This is a genomic window from Cellulomonas sp. FA1, assembly GCF_000986825.1.
Taxonomy (GTDB): Bacteria; Actinomycetota; Actinomycetes; order Actinomycetales; family Cellulomonadaceae; genus Cellulomonas; species Cellulomonas iranensis.
On record NZ_LBMY01000001.1, the window covers coordinates 3,870,510 to 3,887,400 of the forward strand.

The 16,891-nt window shown below is 75.0% G+C and carries 17 protein-coding genes; 6 read left to right on the forward strand and 11 right to left on the reverse strand.

Annotated features, from left to right (window positions below; translation table 11 throughout):
* Positions 1 to 54 precede the first annotated feature (54 nt).
* From GY42_RS17425 to GY42_RS17435, 3 genes are all read right to left on the reverse strand, one after another.
* Positions 55 to 867 (reverse strand): hypothetical protein, encoded by an 813-nt coding sequence (locus GY42_RS17425; RefSeq protein WP_152667370.1) that lies wholly within the window; start codon positions 865 to 867, stop codon positions 55 to 57.
* A 499-nt stretch (positions 868 to 1,366) separates the two neighbouring features.
* Positions 1,367 to 2,224 (reverse strand): ABC transporter permease, encoded by an 858-nt coding sequence (locus GY42_RS17430; RefSeq protein ID WP_046530270.1) that lies wholly within the window; start codon positions 2,222 to 2,224, stop codon positions 1,367 to 1,369.
* Positions 2,221 to 3,186 (reverse strand): ABC transporter ATP-binding protein, encoded by a 966-nt coding sequence (locus tag GY42_RS17435; RefSeq protein WP_046530271.1) that lies wholly within the window; start codon positions 3,184 to 3,186, stop codon positions 2,221 to 2,223. The genes GY42_RS17430 and GY42_RS17435 overlap by 4 nt, the downstream gene beginning before the upstream one ends.
* 248 nt (positions 3,187 to 3,434) lie before the next feature.
* On the opposite strand from GY42_RS17435, the gene GY42_RS17440 reads away from it, so the two are divergent.
* Positions 3,435 to 4,265, forward strand: coding sequence for a Bax inhibitor-1/YccA family protein (locus GY42_RS17440; RefSeq protein ID WP_046530272.1), 831 nt, complete (start codon positions 3,435 to 3,437; stop codon positions 4,263 to 4,265).
* Positions 4,266 to 4,374: 109 nt separating this feature from the next.
* Here the strand turns inward: GY42_RS17440 and GY42_RS17445 are convergent, their stop codons facing one another.
* On the reverse strand, positions 4,375 to 5,016 hold the full coding sequence (locus tag GY42_RS17445) for a zinc ribbon domain-containing protein (protein WP_201775288.1): 642 nt from the start codon (positions 5,014 to 5,016) through the stop codon (positions 4,375 to 4,377).
* 122 nt (positions 5,017 to 5,138) lie between these two features.
* On the opposite strand from GY42_RS17445, the gene GY42_RS17450 reads away from it, so the two are divergent.
* The 3 genes from GY42_RS17450 (at position 5,139) to GY42_RS17460 (ending at position 8,566) form a co-directional block, all read left to right on the forward strand.
* Positions 5,139 to 5,972, forward strand: a complete 834-nt coding sequence (locus GY42_RS17450; protein ID WP_046530273.1) for a hypothetical protein — start codon at positions 5,139 to 5,141, stop codon at positions 5,970 to 5,972.
* Positions 5,973 to 5,985: 13 nt separating this feature from the next.
* Positions 5,986 to 7,392, forward strand: a complete 1,407-nt coding sequence (locus tag GY42_RS17455; RefSeq protein ID WP_046530274.1) for a cystathionine beta-synthase — start codon at positions 5,986 to 5,988, stop codon at positions 7,390 to 7,392.
* Positions 7,393 to 7,567: 175 nt separating this feature from the next.
* Positions 7,568 to 8,566: an acetylxylan esterase gene (locus GY42_RS17460; RefSeq protein ID WP_046530275.1), complete on the forward strand. Its 999-nt coding sequence runs from the start codon at positions 7,568 to 7,570 to the stop codon at positions 8,564 to 8,566.
* A gap of 22 nt (positions 8,567 to 8,588) precedes the next feature.
* On the opposite strand, the gene GY42_RS17465 is transcribed toward GY42_RS17460, so the two are convergent.
* Together GY42_RS17465 and GY42_RS17470 are read right to left on the reverse strand one after the other, a co-directional pair.
* Positions 8,589 to 9,182, reverse strand: coding sequence for a TetR-like C-terminal domain-containing protein (locus tag GY42_RS17465; protein WP_052748491.1), 594 nt, complete (start codon positions 9,180 to 9,182; stop codon positions 8,589 to 8,591).
* Entirely contained in the window at positions 9,179 to 10,039 is an 861-nt protein-coding gene (locus tag GY42_RS17470) for an alpha/beta fold hydrolase (protein ID WP_046530276.1), read from the reverse strand. Before GY42_RS17470 ends, GY42_RS17465 begins: the two co-directional genes overlap by 4 nt.
* Before the next feature lie 122 nt (positions 10,040 to 10,161).
* On the opposite strand from GY42_RS17470, the gene GY42_RS17475 reads away from it, so the two are divergent.
* Both GY42_RS17475 and GY42_RS17480 read left to right on the forward strand, forming a co-directional pair.
* On the forward strand, positions 10,162 to 10,566 hold the full coding sequence (locus GY42_RS17475; protein ID WP_046530277.1) for an FKBP-type peptidyl-prolyl cis-trans isomerase: 405 nt from the start codon (positions 10,162 to 10,164) through the stop codon (positions 10,564 to 10,566).
* A gap of 148 nt (positions 10,567 to 10,714) precedes the next feature.
* A complete protein-coding gene (locus GY42_RS17480; protein ID WP_046531209.1) occupies positions 10,715 to 11,650 on the forward strand; it encodes a transglutaminase-like domain-containing protein in 936 nt (311 codons plus the stop codon).
* Positions 11,651 to 11,660: 10 nt separating this feature from the next.
* Here GY42_RS17480 and GY42_RS17485 read toward each other — a convergent pair whose 3' ends face one another.
* The 5 genes from GY42_RS17485 to GY42_RS17505 all read right to left on the reverse strand — a co-directional run bounded on the left by GY42_RS17485 (position 11,661) and on the right by GY42_RS17505 (position 16,868).
* Positions 11,661 to 12,536 carry an FAD:protein FMN transferase gene (locus tag GY42_RS17485; RefSeq protein ID WP_152667371.1) on the reverse strand — a complete coding sequence of 292 codons (876 nt, stop codon included), beginning with the start codon at positions 12,534 to 12,536 and terminating at the stop codon, positions 11,661 to 11,663.
* A gap of 5 nt (positions 12,537 to 12,541) precedes the next feature.
* The gene (locus GY42_RS17490; RefSeq protein ID WP_046530278.1) at positions 12,542 to 13,087 is read right to left on the reverse strand and encodes an FMN-binding protein; all 546 of its coding nucleotides are present in this window, start codon (positions 13,085 to 13,087) and stop codon (positions 12,542 to 12,544) included.
* 6 nt (positions 13,088 to 13,093) lie between these two features.
* A complete protein-coding gene (locus GY42_RS17495; RefSeq protein ID WP_236686835.1) occupies positions 13,094 to 14,440 on the reverse strand; it encodes a ferredoxin reductase family protein in 1,347 nt (448 codons plus the stop codon).
* Between the two features lie 253 nt (positions 14,441 to 14,693).
* Entirely contained in the window at positions 14,694 to 15,956 is a 1,263-nt protein-coding gene (locus GY42_RS17500) for an FAD-binding protein (RefSeq protein WP_046530280.1), read from the reverse strand.
* 36 nt (positions 15,957 to 15,992) lie between these two features.
* Positions 15,993 to 16,868, reverse strand: coding sequence for a CPBP family intramembrane glutamic endopeptidase (locus GY42_RS17505; RefSeq protein WP_052748570.1), 876 nt, complete (start codon positions 16,866 to 16,868; stop codon positions 15,993 to 15,995).
* Positions 16,869 to 16,891 lie beyond the last annotated feature (23 nt).

Genomic DNA, 16,891 nt, shown 5'->3' on the forward strand with positions numbered 1-16,891 from the left:
CGTCCGGAGGTGTCTCCGAGCGTGCCGCGAATGGCGCCCGACGAGGCAGCGACGTCAGCAGAGGCTGGAGCTGACTGACTTGACCCAGCTCTGGTTGGGCGGGTACCAGCGCAGCTCGTAGCAGGAGCCCGTGTAGTACGACGCAGTATGGGACGGGATGCTCTGGAAGAGCTTCACGAGTGCTCCAGGGCTGACATACTTGCACATGAAGTCGACAATGGTCTTCGCCCCAGGAATTGCGGCGACTCGCTTGCCGTAAACCGCACAGGCAACTCCGGCGCCGCCTGCCAGGGCGGCCTGCGCTGCCGAGGCGAAGGCGACGATCTCGTGCCGCTGCATGTAGAAGTAGACGCCGTTGCCGACTGTCACGCGCGGGTCGGCGACGATCGGATAGGTCGCGTCGGGGTCCGTGTCGACGAACTGGGTGAGCTCGTTACCGTCGACGGCGTAGCGCGTCGTCACGGTCTCGCCCTTGGCGTCGACGGCCCAGGGGGCTGCCACCTGAGCGGTGACGGTAGCGGCGCCTTCGTCGTCGACGAGCAGGACGTCGACCCCCCCGTCCTCCCGGAGCGCGAGCGTGGTGGCCTCCGCGAAGGCGTACGTGAAGTTGTGCGTCGCGTCGGTGCTCGGGATCACGGTCTGGACCTGCGTGGCCCCGTCCTCCGTGACCATGACCACGGCACTCGCATCCTCACCTGCGGATGCGTACGCGACGGCTCCGTTCGGGGATACGGCGCCGCGCCTCAGGTCGAGCTCGGCCGGCAGCGTGAACGTGACGGGCTGTTGGCGCGTGCCTGCTGCGACGATCTGCAGAGCCTCGCCGCTGTCGAGTGGCATCGTCACGCTCATCGCCTCGGTGGTCGCCACGGCGGAGTCTCCGTCGAGCGATGCTCGGGCGAGTTCTGCCCCGGTCGCAGTCATGGACGGCGCGTCCGTCGGGGCGCTCCCCGCGGTGGCGTGAGCGGTCGCCGGTGCGGCGATCAGCGCCGTCGAGACCAATGACACCATCAGCGCCCGGGTCGTCGTCCGTGACGGTCGTGTGTGTGTTCGCATTGTCATTTCCCCTGCGCTGCCGTCGGTAGAGTCACCCGTCGTTGGGTTCCCTGTCGTCGATGACATGGGTGGGCAGCTCGGTGAACGCTAGGCGACCTTCAGGTAAAAGTCGAGCCCGCCATGAAGGTGGTTGTGTCTGATGCGTTCTCGTCGGTCCGCGACGTGAGATCTGGAATGTGTGCGCGGATCTCTGTTCGAGGGCTCGTCGAGCGCGGCGTCGCCGGGTGCGCGGCAGCGAACAGGCAACAGAACGGCGCACCACCGTCCCCCTCCAGGACGATGGTGCGCCGCGTCACCTGCCGCGGACGCCCCCTCAGGCGTCGCGCGTGCGCAGCCGCACGGCGGCCGTGGTCCCGAGCACCACGACCCACGCGAGCAGCACGGCGTAACCCGCCCACGGTCCGAGGTGCACGGCGAGGGAGGAGGCCTGGTTGTTGGCCTCGATGAGCTGCTCCGGCATCGCGACACGCTGGCCCGCTGCGGCGGGCAGGAAGGGGCGGACCCACTCCAGCGGCTTCCACGACAGCAGTAGCAGCACGTTCTCGATGACGAGCACGAAGCCGATGACGATCGCGATGGTCGCGGCGGTGTTGCGCAGCAGGGCTCCGATGACGAAGCCGAGCAGGCTGAGGGTCGCGACGTAGAGCGGGACACCGAGCACGGCGCGCAGCATCTCGGGGTCGGACCAGTCGGGCTGCGCCGACGCCTTGACGGCGCTCGCGACGAGCAGGGCGAGGGCCGTGCCCAGGGCCGCGGTCACGAACGTCACGACGAACACCACGAGGGCCTTGGCCCACAGCACGGGCAGCCGCGCGGGGACAGCCGTGAGCGTGGATCGGATCTGCCCGGTGCCGTACTCGCCGGTGACGGCGAGCGCCGCCAGCACCACGAGCGTCAGCGAGCCGAACATCTGCCCGGGCGTGAGCACCGCGGCGACGATGACGGCCGATCCCGGCGTCGTGTCCAACGTCGTGACCATGAAGTCGGCGGACAGCGCGACGGGCCACGCGAACAGCGGCATCACGACGAGCATGACCGCGATGACCCAGTAGGTGGACCGGACGCTCCACAGCTTGATCCACTCCGAGCGGACGACGCCGAAGAAGGACACACGGGCCGCCGACGCGCGGGTGCGGGTCGGGGCGGCGGGGGAGGTGGCGGTGGCGCTCATCGCGGGGTCTCCGTGGTCGCGGGGCCGGCGGGGGCGACGGCCGGGGCGGGGGCGCCCTCGACGCCCGAGCGGTACTCGACCGCGTCGGACGTGAGCGCCATGTAGGCCTGCTCGAGCGAGCCGCTGACGGGCGTCAGCTCGTGCAGCACGTAGCGCGACGCGGCCGCGAGCTCGCCGATCTCGGCAGCGGACGGGCCGTGCACCTCGATGAGGCCGGGCTCGATCGCGTCGACCGTGGCCTGCGGTCCGGACAGCGCGGCGGCCAGCTCGGACGCGTGCGGGCTGCGCACGCGCACGGTCGTCGTCGTGGCCCGCGAGACGATCTCGCTCACGGGACCGGCCGCGACGATCCTGCCGCGCCCGATCACGAGCAGGTCGTCGGCGGTGACCGCGACCTCGCTCATGAGGTGCGACGACAGGAAGATCGTGCGGCCCTCGGACGCGAGGTGCTTGGCCAGGCCGCGCACCCACGCGACGCCCTCGGGGTCGAGGCCGTTGACGGGCTCGTCGAGGATGAGGGTGTGCGGGTCGCCGATCAGCGCGGCGGCGATGCCGAGGCGCTGGCCCATGCCGAGCGAGAAGCCCTTGACGCGCTTCTTCGCGACGGCTGCCAGGCCCGCGAGCTCGATGACCTCGTCGACGCGCTTGTTGCCGATGCCGTGCGTCGCGGCGAGCGCGCGCAGGTGCTGGCGTGCCGAGCGGCCCGGGTGCACCGCCTTCGCCTCGAGCAGCGCGCCGACCTCGGTCAGCGGTGCGGCCGAGCGCGCGAACGGCTTGCCCTGCACCGTGACGGTGCCGGCCGTCGGCTTGTCCAGGCCGACGATCATGCGCATCGTCGTCGACTTGCCCGCGCCGTTGGGCCCGAGGAAGCCGGTCACGCGGCCGGGCCTCACCTGGAAGCTGATGCCGTCGACCGCGGTCTTGCTGCCGTACCTCTTGGTCAGTCCGTGCGCCTCGATCATCACGTCCCCTGGGTTCGCGTTGTGCTCACGGCGACGACGCTATGCCCGCGGGGGGCCGTGGCGGCACCGTCCGGCGACCGATCTGCGCCCCGGCGCCTCATCCGCGAGAACGAGTCCGGACGTCGCAGGTCGCAGGATCCGCGCGCTGCGCGTCCTTCCCCCGCCCGGTGGGGAACGCGCGGGACCGCGGCTACGTTGAGATCCACGTCGACAGAACTTCCCCGGCCGGCCACGACCAGGAGAGCCGCATGACCAACCCCGTCTTCAGCAACAGTCCCGTGTTCGGGGACCCGCGCCAGCAGCGCGGCCGCCAGCAGGGCGGCGTCCAGCAGGCGCCCGCGTGGGGCACGCCCGGCGCGCAGGCCGCCGACGCCGTCACGCTCGAGCAGATGTACGACGCGCCCACCGCGACCCCGCGCGACACGGGCCGCCTCACGTACGACGACGTCATCGTCAAGACCGGCGGGCTGCTCGCGCTGCTCGTCGTGGTCGGTGCCGCGACGTGGAACCTCGCACCCGGTCTGTGGATCGTCGGCGCGCTCGCGGGCCTCGTGCTCGGGCTCGTCAACGCGTTCAAGAAGAGCCCGAGCCCGGTGCTCATCACGCTGTACACGGTCGCGCAGGGCATGTTCCTGGGCGGCATCAGCGCCGTCTACGAGACCCGGTACGACGGGATCGTCGGGCAGGCCGTGCTCGCGACGCTGTCGGTGTTCGCGGTGTCGCTGTTCCTGTTCCGCTCGGGCAAGGTGCGCGTCACGCCCAAGTTCCAGCGCGCGGTGCTCATCGGCATCGCGGGGTACCTCGTGTACTCGCTGCTCAACCTCGGGCTCATGCTCTTCGGCGTGGGTGACGGCATGTACGGCCCGCTGCGCTCGGGTCTGCTCGGCGTCGGCATCGGGCTGCTGGCCGTCGGCCTCGCGGCCGCGAGCCTGATCATGGACTTCGACGCGATCAAGCGTGGCGTCGACCAGGGCGCCCCGGCCAAGATGGCGTGGTCGGCCGCGTTCGGCCTCATCGTCACGCTCGTCTGGCTCTACCTCGAGCTGCTGCGCCTGCTGGCGATCCTGCGCGGCGACTGACGCGCCGGCCGCACGCGTACGACGACGCCCCGCCGACCTCCGGGTCGGCGGGGCGTCGTCACGTCGTGGGCACGTCCGTGCGTGCCTCTCCAGGCGCGTCAGGGGTGCGTCAGGGGCCCGAGGGCGTCCCGCACTCGCTGCAGAACTTCGCCGTCACGGGGTTGGCCGCGGAGCACGACGTGCACGTGCGCTCGGCCGCGAGGGACCCGCCGCACTCCTGGCAGAACTTGCCGCCGCCCGACTGCGCACCGCACGACGGGCAGCGCGCGACCGACGGCGTGCGCAGGTCGATGCCGGCCGTGAGGTCGGTCTGCCCGAGCCGCTCGGAGATCTGCGCGCGACGCGCCTCGGCCTGCAGCTGCGCGAGCTGCTCGGCCAGCACGGGCGAGCAGCGCACGCACTGCCCGATCTCGTCGTTCCAGCACACGTCGCCGCACACCCAGTCGCCGCAGCCGCGGCACTGGTGGAAACGGTCCGCGATCTGCCCGACGGCCTGCCGCATCGCACGGTCCTTGGCGGCGGAGTTGGTGCCGCGGTCGAGCAGCTGGTCGGCCGCGCTGCTGAGCTGCGAGAAGCGCCCGCCGAGCAGGTTGCCCAGGCCGCGGGCCAGGCTCTGACCCGTCTCGCGCAGGTCGCGCTGGAACGCCGAGCGGTACCCGTTGCCGCAGCGCTCGCAGCGGAATTCGAACTGGTACCCGTCGGCGTTGGACAGGTCCCGCACGTTGTCGGTGAACGGCACTGCCTCGGTCACGTTCGCTCCTCGTCGGCGGTGGACCCGCCCACCCGTTCCTTGACGCGCCTACCGCGCTCGGCGAGATTAACCGACGGATCGTCACGTCCCCGCCAGGTCACCCGCACGGAGGAACCTTCCGCATGCGCCCGTCCCGCACGTCCCCCGTGCTCGCCCTCCTGCTGCTGCTCACCGCGTGCGCGAGCGGTGCGCCGGGGGTGTCGCCGAGCACCTCCACGCCCGCCGCCGGCGGCCCCGGGGCCTCGTCCGCGGCGTCCGCCGAGCCGCCGGCCGGGCCCGTCGTCCCCGCGTCGTGCGCCGCGATCACGCTGGAGACGGGGGCGCGCATCGCGAGCACCGACCTCGCGGCCTGCCTCACGGACTTCGTCCGCGCCGCCGGCAGCGGCCGCTTCGAGATCCATCAGGCCGACCATGTGGCCGACCAGCGCTGGGCGCTCGTCGACGGCGGGCTGTACGCGATCGGGACGCGCGACGGCGCGCCCACCGTCGCCGTCACGCCCGACACCGGGTGGCTGTCGACCGACGGCGCGTGGGTGCAGGCCGACCCGGGCGGGTCGACCGAGCAGATGCTCGCGGCCGACGGCGTCGACATGTACCGCGCCACGAGCTCGCCCGAGATGACGTACGCGATGATCACGGCGGCCCCCGGGTTCACCGTGGGAGAGCGCACCGAGGTCGAGCTCGCCGACGGCACGACGACGACGCTGTGGCCCGTCCGCGCCGACGCCCCGTTCCAGCCGGTCGCCGCGATCCCCGCGACCACCACCGAGCTCGTCGTCTGGACCGACGTCGCCGGCCCGACCGTCCGCATGGACGTCACGGGCGACGCCGTGGGCGGGGGCGGGGAGGCGTACTCGGGCACGGCGACGACGTTCTTCTCGCAGTGGGGCCAGGGCGTGGACCTCGCCGAGGTCGAGGAGCTGGTCGGCGCCCCGCTGCCGCTGCCGGGACGATGAGAGGATCGAGCGTGTGAAGTACGCCCAGCACATCTCCGAGCTCGTCGGCGGCACCCCGCTCGTGCGGCTCTCGTCCGTGACCACCGGCCTGACCGCCACGATCCTGGCGAAGGTCGAGTACCTGAACCCCGGCGGGTCGGTGAAGGACCGCATCGCGCTGCGCATGATCGAGGCCGCCGAGGCCTCGGGCGAGCTGCAGCCCGGCGGCACGATCGTCGAGCCGACGTCCGGCAACACGGGCGTCGGCCTCGCGCTCGTCGCGCAGCGCAAGGGGTACCGCTGCGTGTTCGTCTGCCCCGACAAGGTCAGCCAGGACAAGCGCGACGTGCTGCGCGCGTACGGCGCCGAGGTCGTCGTGACCCCGACGGCCGTGCCGCCCGACCACCCGGACTCGTACTACTCGGTGTCGGACCGCATCGCTGCGCAGACGCCGGGCGCGTGGAAGCCGAACCAGTACGCCAACCCGAACGGGCCGGCGAGCCACTACGCGAGCACGGGCCCCGAGATCTGGGCCGACACCGAGGGGCGGATCACGCACCTCGTCGCGGGCGTCGGCACGGGCGGCACCATCACGGGCACCGGCCGCTACCTGCACGACGCGTCGGCGGACCGCGCGGAGGCCGACGGCGGGCGCGTCGTCGTGGTCGGCGCCGACCCCGCCGGCTCGGTGTACTCGGGCGGCGACGGGCGGCCCTACCTCGTCGAGGGCGTGGGCGAGGACTTCTGGCCGGCCGCGTACGACCCGTCGGTGCCGGACGAGATCGTCGCGGTGTCGGACGCCGACTCGTTCGCGATGACGCGCCGCCTGGCGCGCGAGGAGGGTCTGCTGGTCGGCGGCTCGTGCGGCATGGCCGTCGAGGCGACGCTGCGGCACGCGCGGGCCCTGCAGGAGCGCGACCCGCAGGCCGCGGCCCGCGCGGTGTACGTCGTGATCCTCCCCGACAGCGGCCGCGGGTACATGTCGAAGATCTTCAACGACTCGTGGATGCGCTCGTACGGCTTCCTCGCGGGCGGCGAGGGCGCGACGGTCGCGGACGTGCTGCGCACCAAGGGCGGCGACCTGCCCGCGCTCGTGCACACGCACCCCACCGAGACGGTGCGCGACGCGATCGAGATCCTGCGCGAGTACGGCGTCTCGCAGATGCCCGTGGTCGGCGCCGAGCCGCCCGTGATGATCGGCGAGGTCGCGGGCGCGGTGAGCGAGCGTGAGCTGCTCGACGCGGTGTTCTCGGGCGCCGCGTCGCTCGCGGACCGCGTCGACGCGCACATGTCCGCGCCGCTGCCGCTCATCGGCTCGGGCGAGCCGGTCGACGCCGCGCGTGCCGCGCTCGAGAAGGCCGACGCGCTCATGGTCGTCGACGACGGCCGGCCCGTGGGCGTGCTCACGCGCCACGACCTGCTGGGGTTCCTCGCGCGCTGACCGGCGGCGCACGTCGGTACCCCGCCGACCTGCGCGGACGGTGCGTCGCGCGGGTGGCGCACCGTCCGCGGCAGCGCGCCGTGGCGCGGCGGGGAAGCGCTTGCGACCGCGCTAGCATCGCTGCGCCGGTCCCGGGTGCCCCCTTCCCGGGCCACTGCCCGGAGGTGCACCCGCGATGGCGCTGTACGACCTGCCCCTGCCCGAGCTCGAGCGCTACCTGCCCGAGCTCGACGAGCCCGCCGACCTCGACGAGTTCTGGGCGACGACGCTCGCGGAGACGCGCGCGTTCGACCTGGACGTGCGTCGCGAGCCGTACGACGCGGGGCTCGCGCTGGTCGACGTCGAGGACGTGACGTTCGCCGGGTTCGGCGGCCACCCCGTCAAGGCGTGGGTGACGCGCCCCGCGGGTTCGGCCACGGACGGGTCGTCGCTGCCCGCGGTCGTCGAGTTCATCGGCTACGGCGGCGGTCGCGGGCGCCCGCACGAGCGGCTCGCGTGGGCCGCGGCGGGCTACGTGCACCTGCTCATGGACACGCGCGGCCAGGGGTCGCGCTGGGGGAGCGGCGGCGACACCCCCGACCCCGTGGGCGCGGGCCCGCAGGTGCCCGGGTTCATGACGCGCGGGATCCTCGACCCGGCGGACCACTACTACCGGCGCGTGTTCACCGACGGCGTGCGCGCGGTCGAGGCCGCGCGGTCGCTGCCGGGCGTCGACCCCGAGCGCGTGGTCGTCACGGGCGGGTCGCAGGGCGGCGGCATCACGCTCGCGGTCGCCGGGCTCACGGAGGGCCTCGCGGGCGTCATGCCCGACGTGCCGTTCCTGTGCCACGTGCCGCGCGCGATCGCGCTGGTCGACACCGACCCGTACCACGAGGTCGTCACGTACCTCGCGGTGCACCGCGACCACAAGGACGCCGCGATGCGCACGCTGTCGTACCTCGACGGCGTGCACCTGGGCCGTCGTGCGACCGCGCCGACGCTGTTCTCGGTCGCGCTGCGCGACCCGATCTGCCCGCCGTCGACCGTGTTCGCGGCGTACAACCACTACGGCACGCTCGCGCCCGAGCGCCCCGCGCAGGCGATCGAGGTCTACGAGTTCAACGAGCACGAGGGCGGGCAGGGCTTCCAGGTCGACGCGCAGCTGCGCTGGCTGCGGGACGTGCTGGCCCGCTGACGCCCGCGCGCGGCGGGCGGGCTCAGGTACCGTCCGCCGCGCGGCGCAGCCCCGCGACCAGCCCGTCGACGAGGTACGCGAAGCTCGTCCCGACGTCCTCGGTCATGCCGAAGCCGCCCTCGAGCTCGAGCACGACGAACCCGTGCACGCCCGCGCGCACGGCCCGCACGGCGTCGACGCGCCGCTCGGGCGGCACGCCCAGGTCCGCGACGAGGGCCGCGAGGCGGTCGACCGCGCGCAGGCTCGCGGCGTGCACCTCGCCCGCGTCCGCGTGCGACAGCCAGCCGCCCTGCACGGCCTGGTAGCGGCCGGGGCGTCGGCGCGCCCAGGTGCGGATGGCGTGCGCGACGGCCCGCAGGCGCGCGTCGGGGTCGTCGGTGGTGGCGGCGGCCGCCGCGACGACGTCGTCGAGCTCGGTCACCGCCCGCAGCGCGACCTCGCGCCGCAGCCCCGGCAGGCCGTCGACGTGCTTGTAGAGGCTGGGCACCGCGACGCCCGCGCGCGCCGCGACCGCCGCGAGCGACAGCGCCTGCCACGCCTCGGGCCCGCCGGCGTCGACGACCGCGAGGGCGTGCTCGGTGACGGCGGCCCGGTCGAGCCCGGCGCGCGGGCTCACGCGTCGCCGCCCGTCGCCGGGGCCCCGCTCGTGCGCGGCAGGCCCGCGACGAGGTCGACGAGCGCGGGCGCGACGAGGTCGGCGCGCTGGTGCTGCGGGTAGTGGCCCGCCTCGGGCACGAGCAGCCCGGCGACCGCGTCGTGCGGCACGGTCGCGAGCGTCGCGGCGTGCGTGGCCGCGGGGTCCGGCGTCTCGGGGTCGAGGGCGCCGGTGACGACGAGGACGGGGACGCGCACCTGGTCGAGCAGCGTGCGGTGCCCGCCCGCCGTCAGCGCGAGGGCGAGCCGGCGCAGCTGCCCGAGCGCGCCGGGCGTGCGCAGCGCGCGCCGCAGGTCCGTGAGGTGCGCGTCGGTCCAGGTGGCGCGGCGGCCCTTCAGCAGGCTGCCGTAGAACCACGCCCACGCCGCGGCTCCCCACGGGCGCGCCAGCAGCAGGCGGACCTGCGCCGTGACGGCGCGGCCCGCGGGCGCGTCGTTCGCGGCGTACGCGAGCAGCGCGACGCCCCGGACCCGCGCCGGCTCGAGGGCGGCGACGCGTGCGACCGACCCGGCGGCGAAGGACGACCCGACGAGCACGGCGGGGTGGTCGGCGTCGACGCCCAGCGCGTCGAGCAGCGCCGACACGTCCTGCGCGGTGGGCTCGACGCCGTGACGGGTGAACGCGTGCGTGCCGTCGCCGTGGCCGCGCACGTCGGTGACGACGACGCGGTGACCGGCGGTCACGAGCGGGTCGACCAGGTCGCGGTAGGAGGACCGCAGGTCGCCCATGCCGGGCACGAGGACGACGGTCGTGCCGCCGTCGGGGCCGTGGACCTCGTAGGAGACGGTGCCCTCGGGCACGGTGAGGAGGTGCGTCATGCGGTAAAGCTAATGCCATTAGCCAGCGGTGTCCATCCGCCGAGGGCGAACGGCGCCGCGCACCCCCACCGTGCGCAGGGCAGGATGGGCGGGCACTGTCACCCACCGAAGGAGAAGTCGACATGGCCGCAGCGCTGCCCGAGGTCTCGGGCGCTCCCGGCACCAAGCCCACGCTCACGTTCCCGGACGCGCAGCCGTCGGGTGAGCTCGAGGTCGTGGTGCTCAGCCGCGGCGACGGCGCGCTCGTCGAGGCGGGTCAGGACATCGAGGTGCACTACCTCGGCCAGTCGTGGCAGGGCGGTGTCTTCGACAACTCGTTCGACCGCGGGTCGTCCATCAGCTTCCCGATCGGCGTCGGCGCCGTCATCGCCGGCTGGGACGAGGGCCTCGTCGGCCAGCAGGTCGGCTCGCGCGTGCTGCTCTCGATCCCGTCGCACCTCGCGTACGGCGACCGCGGCGTGCCGCAGGCCGGCATCAAGGGCGGCGACACGCTCGTCTTCGTCGTCGACATCGTCGGCGTCAGCTGACGCGACGTCACCATCGCGCGGCCGGCCCCCACGGGTGCCGGCCGCGCGTGCGTCCGGGCCCGGCCGCGCGCGACGGCACGTCGCGCGTCCGCGTCTCCCGCCGTGGACGCGCCGTGGCCCCGTGCGGCGCGCGCGGCAGGATGCCGCCGTGAGCAGCACCACGAGCCTCGACGTCGACCCCGCCTGGTGGGCCGCGCACTCGCCGTACAGCGACCCCCGCGAGCACGCCGCCGTCCTCGCGGACCTCGGCACCCGCCCCGAGGACCTGCACGCCGCGGCCACCGGCCTCATCGGCCACTACCGCGCGGCCGCGTACACGCTCGACCCCGCGCGCCTGCCCACGATCGACCTGCGCTGGCTCGACCGCATCCTGGCCGCCGGCCTCGCGGCCTCGTCCACGCCGCTCGCGGGCCGACCGCACGCCGACCGCATCGCCGGCTGCTGCCGCGACCACACGCTCCTCGTCGTCGGCGCGCTCCGCGCGCACGGCGTCCCGGCGCGCTCGCGCGTCGGGTTCGCGCGCTACCTCGACCCCGCGCTCGCCCTCGACCACGTCGTCGTCGAGCGGTGGGACGGCGCGCGCTGGGTGCGCAGCGACCCCGAGCTCGACGCCGCGTTCGGGGCCGCACCGCTCGCCGGCGAGCCGTTCGACCCGTTCGACATGCCGACCGGCCCGCACAGCCCGTTCCCCACCGCCGCCGAGCTGTGGGTCGCCCACCGCGAGCACGGCCTCGACCTCGACGCGTACGGCGTGCGGGGCGTGCCCGCGCTGCGCGGCCGCGGCCTGGTCCGCGCGTACCTCACGCTCGAGCTCGCGCACCGGCGGCGCGACGAGCTCCTGCTCTGGGACGTGTGGGGCCCAGCACCCGGCGACGTGCCCGAGGCCGAGCTCGACGCGCTCGCCGACGAGATCGCCGACCTGCTGGTGCGGGCCGACGCGGGCGACGTCGACGCCGAGCGCGAGGCGGCCCGCCGCTACGCCACCGACCCGCGCCTGCACCCCGGCGACCGGGTGCGCACGACGTCGCCCCTCGGACGGTCCGGGTGGACCGACCTGCGCACGCGCACCACCGACTGGGACTGACCCGGCACGCTCAGGGCGTCGCCCAGCGGTGCACGGCGCCGTCGGCCGTGACGAGGACGCCCCGCGTCCCCGGCAGCGCCGCGAGCCGTGCCGGTGCGTCGCCCGGGCCGAGCACCATCGCGGTGGTCGCCCACACGTCGGCGGTCACGACGTCCGCGGCCACGACCGTCGCCGACCGGACGCCCCACACCGGGCCGCCGGTGCGCGGGTCGACGACGTGCCCGCCGTGCGCCGCCGTGCCCGACGTCGCGACGCCGCCGTCCAGCAGGTCGACGTGCGCGAGCAGCCGCCCCCGGTCGGCCGGGTCCTCGACGCCCACGCGCCACGGCAGCCCCGACGCCGAGCGCACGCCGACGTCGCCGCCCGCACCCACCGCGACGTCCGCGTCGAGCACGCCCAGCAGCCCGAGCACGTGGTCGACCGACCAGCCCTTCGACAGGCCCGTCGGGTCGAACCCGTCACGCCAGCCCCACGCGTCGAACGCGCCGTCGGTCGCGTCGCGTGCCGCGAGGCAGCGGGCGTGCACCGCGCGCAGGGCGTCCGGTGCGTCGGCGAGCGCGAGCTCGCCGCGGCGCAGCCGGTTCAGCGCCGATCCCGCGCGGAACGGGCTCAGCTCGGCGTCGAGCGCGGCCACGCGCGCGAACGCGCGCTCGACCGCCGCGGCGGTGCGCGGGTCGTGCGCCGCGTCGCCGCGCACGTGCACGCTCCACGGCATGCCCATGTGGTGCTCGACCCACGCGCGCACCGGCAGCGCCGCCGCCGCGCGCGCGAGGGCGTCGGCGGTGCGGGCCGCAGGGCCGTCCGACGGGTCCGGCGGGTCCGCCGGCAGGTCGGTCGGGCGCGCGGCGGCCGCGACGGCGGCGGCGTCCGGGCGGGCGCCCGCCACGGTGTTCACGGTCGTGCCTGGTCGAGCGCGGCCTGCAGCGACTGCGCGTACGCCTCGCTCGTGAACGTCGCGTGCGACACCATCGCGATCGACGCGCTGCCCGCGGTCGTCGCCTCGTCGTCGAGGGTCGGCAGCGCGGCCGACGAGACCTGCCGCGAGTGCCCGTCCTGCGAGTCCTGCGAGCCCGACGCGGCCGTGACCCGGCCGCCGCTCACCGTGACGGTCACGCTCACGGTGCCGTAGCGCATCGACGTCGACGCCGTGTACCGGCCGTCGGTCAGCCCGGTGCCGGCCGACGACCCGCCGGACGAGGTGCCGGACGACCCGCCGGACGAGCCGGACGACCCGGACGGCGACGCGCTCGCCGACCCCGCACGGTCGGACCCGGCGGGGGACCCCGCCGACGGGGCTCCGCCGGTCGTCCCGGTCGTGGTGGTCCCCGCGGCCGTGACGTCGGTCGTGCCGACCGGGCGGTCGAGGCTCGTGGGGTACTGCAGGAGCAGCACGACGCCCGAGACGGTCGTGAGGATGCTCAGGAGGATGCGGCGCATGGCGACCTACCAGACGTAGCTCTCGACGTGGATGGCGGAGCGGGCGACGCCCGCGGTGCGCAGGTCGGCGACGAGCGCGGCGGTCCAGGCGGGCGGCCCGCACACGACGACGTCGTGGTCGAGCAGGTCCGGGACGAGCTGGAGCAGCGCGGCGGGGCCCGCGTGGTGGCCCAGGTTGGCCGGCAGCCACGGCGTGCCGGTGCGCGAGCGCGGCCCCGGCAGGTCGAGGAACCGCACGCCCGCGTGCCGCACGAGCGCGTCGACGTCGTCCCGCAGCGGCAGGTCGGCGTCGTCGCGGTGCCGCAGCACGAGCGTGTCGACGCCGGGGTGCGCCGCGCCGTGCTCGAGCAGCCCGACCACCGGCGCGACGCCCGCGCCGGCGGCGAACGCCGCGAGCCTCGCGTGCCGGCGGCTGCTCGGGGTCACGCGCCCGAACGGCCCCTCGACGAGCACGCGCGTGCCGGGCCGGGCCGCGGCGACCCGGGCGCCGTCGTCGCCCGTCACGTCCATGGTCACGCGCAGCCCGTCGGTCCACGGCACGGCCGACAGGCTCAGCGGGTGCGCGCGCGTCCACCCGGCGCCGGTGCGGAAACGCCACACGAAGAACTGCCCGGCCTCGGCGCGCAGCCGGTGCAGGTCGCGGCCGCGCACCACGACCGAGACCAGCCCGGGCGCGTCGGGCAGCACGGCCGCGACGCGCAGGTCGTGCCGCAGCGACAGCGCGAGCGGCCGGACGAGGCGGAACACGACGACCGAGACGAAGGTGACGCCGTACAGCGCCCACCAGTACGTCGCGGCCCACGGGTGCAGCAAGAAGCTCGTGCCGGTCCACAGCTGGTGCGGCAGCGCGAGGCCCACGCCGAGGTACGCGTACAGGTGCAGCAGGTGCCAGGACTCGTAGCGCAGGCGGCGGCGCGCGGCGCGCACCGACAGCCCCACGACGGCGACGAGCAGCGCGGTGCCCGCGGCCGCCAGCAGCATGCCGGGCAGCGTCAGCACCAGCTGCACGAGCTCGCCGACCACGCCGCTCCCGTCGGACGCCGCGTACCCCACGGTCACGAGCACGAGGTGCGCGACGAGCATCCAGAACGACGTGAAGCCCGCCCACCGGTGCCACGCGCTCAGCCGGTCCTGCCCGACCGCGCGCTCGACCCACGGCACGCGCGCCATGCCGAGCACCTGGACCAGCAGCAGCGCGGACGCCCACAGCCCCAGCAGCCGCCCCGCGGACGTCGCGAGCGCGGCCGTGGTGGACACGTCGAGGCCGTCCGAGGTGGCCCACAGCAGCGTGACGAGCGCGAGGTGCCCGCCGACGAGCGCCGCGACCGCGTCGCGCCACCACGCACGCCGCACGGGCGGCAGCAGCGCGCGGGCGTGCGACCGCCGTGGTGCGGCGGGGGTGCGCCGGCGGCGGCGGACGGGCCGAGGTGCCCGGCGGGGCCGAGCCTGCCGGCCGGCTCGGCGGTGCGGGCGCCGTCCGGCGGGTGGCGGTCGGTGCGTCGGTGCGGGTGGCGCTCATGGTGTGCTCCCTGGGTTTCCCGGTGAGCTCGAGCCTGAGCGGCCCGCCCGCGAAGCCGCTGAGGCGGCCCTGTGCGGTGCCTGTGCGTCAGTGCAGGCCCACGCGCCGCAGGTAGTCGTTCGCGAAGACGCCCGCGGGGTCGCGGCGCTCGATCAGCGCGCGGGCGTCGTCCCACCGCGGGTAGAGGTCCTGCCAGGTCCGCCCGGCGCCCGGGCCGGCGAAGAGCTTGCCCCAGTGCGGGCGCGCGTCGAACGGCGCGAGCGCGGCCTCGATCACGGGCAGCACGGCCTCGACCTCGGCGCGGCGCGGCTGCCAGGTGAAGTGCAGGCCCACGCGGTCGCCGCCGTGCGCGGTCGACAGCCACAGGTCGTCGCCCGCGATCGAGCGGATCTCGCTGATCATCAGCAGCGGCGACACCTGGTCGCTCAGCCCGCGCAGCGCCTCGATCGCGGCGACGGCGTGCGTGCGCGGCACGAGCCACTCGGACTGCAGCTCGGCACCCGCGCTGGGCGTGAACTCGAGCCGGAAGTGCGGCAGGCGCTCGTGCCAGGGGCCGGGCACGCCGCCCTGCTGCGTGCAGGCCGCGGGGTCCTGGCCGGGCACGGGGTGCACGGGGCCCTCGGCGGGGCGCGCGCCCGCGAGCACGGCGTCGTCCCCGCGGGTCCCGGCGTCGACCCGGTGCTTGCGCCACACCTGGCCGACGGCGTCGCCGGTCCAGTCGGTGAACAGGCTCACGGAGTACGCCGAGCCCATGATCGCGTCGAACCGCCCGAGCGCGGCGTCCCACGGCAGGTCGAGCCACACCTCCTGCGCGACGTCGTACGTCGGCTGGATCGCGAGCGTCACGCGCGTGACGACGCCCAGCGCGCCGAGGCCCACCACGGACGCCGCGAGCTCGGGGTCGTCGGGGCCCAGGACGCGCACCTCGCCGCCCGCGCCGACGACCTCCAGGCCACGGACCACCGCCGACAGGTTGGGCGACGCGTCGCCCGAGCCGTGCGTGGCCGTCGCGACCGTGCCGGCCACCGCGATGTGCGGCAGCGAGGCCATGGTGTGCAGGGCCCAGCCCGCGGCGTGCAGGTCGCGCGCGAGCTCGCCGTACCGCACGCCCGCGCCGACGGTCACGGTGCGGGCGTGCGGGTCGACGACGGTCGGGACCTCGAGCCGGTCGAGCGCGACGAGCGTGCCGGGGGAGTCGGCGAGGTCGTGGAACGAGTGCCGCGAGCCGATCGCGCGCACGTGCTGCGCGCCGGCGACGAGCTCGGCGACCTCGGTGACGCTCGTGGGGTGCACGAGCGGTCCGCCGCGGAACGTGTGGCTGCCGGCCCAGGTGGTGAGCGCGTCGGTCATGGGGGTCCTGCCTCTCGGGTGGTGCGGCGCGACGGTTCAGCGCGCGGGTGCGGTGACGAAGACGTCGAACAGCTCGGGGGTGTGGGCGTGGACGAGCACCATGAAGACGACGGCGTCGAACAGCAGGTGCACGACCAGCACGTAGGTGAGGGACTTGGTGAGGTTGAACGTGAAGCCCTGGATGAGCGCGAACGGGATCGTCAGGAGCGGGCCCCACTCGCGGTAGCCGAGCTCCCACAGGAACGACACGAAGACGAGCGCCTGCAGCACGTTCGCGGTCCACAGGCCGAAGTGCCGGCGCAGCAGCGCGAAGACGATGCAGATGAAGAACAGCTCGTCCCACGTGCCGACGGCGTTGACGCCGACGAACAGGCGCGCGACCTCGTGCCCCTCCACGACCGTGGGCCAGTTCCGGTAGGCGCCCGAGTCGAGGAAGTAGAACGGCAGCACGAGGTACCCGGCGCCCACGACGAACAGCAGGTACGCCCACTGCGTGCGCGTCCACCGCCGCCCGGTGCCCCACGGGAACCGGACGACGTCGTCGCCGTTGACGTGCCGCGACAGCACGTACGGGACCACGACGGCCAGCGACAGCGCGATCGTGAACCGCACCATGCCGAGGTCGGACAGGTCGGCGCCGAGCGGGATGGTCGACACGATGACCATGCCGGTCGCGACCACGAGCAGGTCGCGGCCCAGCACGCGGTCGACCGCCCACGCGAGCAGCACGCCCACGACGAGCGGGGCGTACGCGAGCGGCCGCACGTGCAGCGCGAACATGAGGACGGCCGAGCCGCACACGAGCGCGGCGGCGAGCACGCGCCACGCGTGGCGGTGCCCCGCGCGCGTCGTCGTGCGCTCCTCCGTGATCTCCGTCGACCCCACGGACCCACCATGCCAAACGTTTGCCATGCGGTCGATCACCTTCCGGTGGT

Excerpts from the sequence above, each read along its gene's own strand:
- GY42_RS17500 (WP_046530280.1), bottom strand. The coding sequence starts at position 15,956 with ATGACCGACGCGCTCACCACCTGGGCCGGCAGCCACACGTTCCGCGGC.
- GY42_RS17450 (WP_046530273.1), top strand. The coding sequence starts at position 5,139 with ATGCGCCCGTCCCGCACGTCCCCCGTGCTCGCCCTCCTGCTGCTGCTC.
- GY42_RS17475 (WP_046530277.1), top strand. The coding sequence starts at position 10,162 with ATGGCCGCAGCGCTGCCCGAGGTCTCGGGCGCTCCCGGCACCAAGCCC.
- GY42_RS17470 (WP_046530276.1), bottom strand. The coding sequence starts at position 10,039 with ATGACGCACCTCCTCACCGTGCCCGAGGGCACCGTCTCCTACGAGGTC.
- GY42_RS17435 (WP_046530271.1), bottom strand. The coding sequence starts at position 3,186 with ATGATCGAGGCGCACGGACTGACCAAGAGGTACGGCAGCAAGACCGCG.
- GY42_RS17490 (WP_046530278.1), bottom strand. The coding sequence starts at position 13,087 with ATGCGCCGCATCCTCCTGAGCATCCTCACGACCGTCTCGGGCGTCGTG.
- GY42_RS17505 (WP_052748570.1), bottom strand. The coding sequence starts at position 16,868 with ATGGCAAACGTTTGGCATGGTGGGTCCGTGGGGTCGACGGAGATCACG.
- GY42_RS17460 (WP_046530275.1), top strand. The coding sequence starts at position 7,568 with ATGGCGCTGTACGACCTGCCCCTGCCCGAGCTCGAGCGCTACCTGCCC.
- GY42_RS17440 (WP_046530272.1), top strand. The coding sequence starts at position 3,435 with ATGACCAACCCCGTCTTCAGCAACAGTCCCGTGTTCGGGGACCCGCGC.
- GY42_RS17430 (WP_046530270.1), bottom strand. The coding sequence starts at position 2,224 with ATGAGCGCCACCGCCACCTCCCCCGCCGCCCCGACCCGCACCCGCGCG.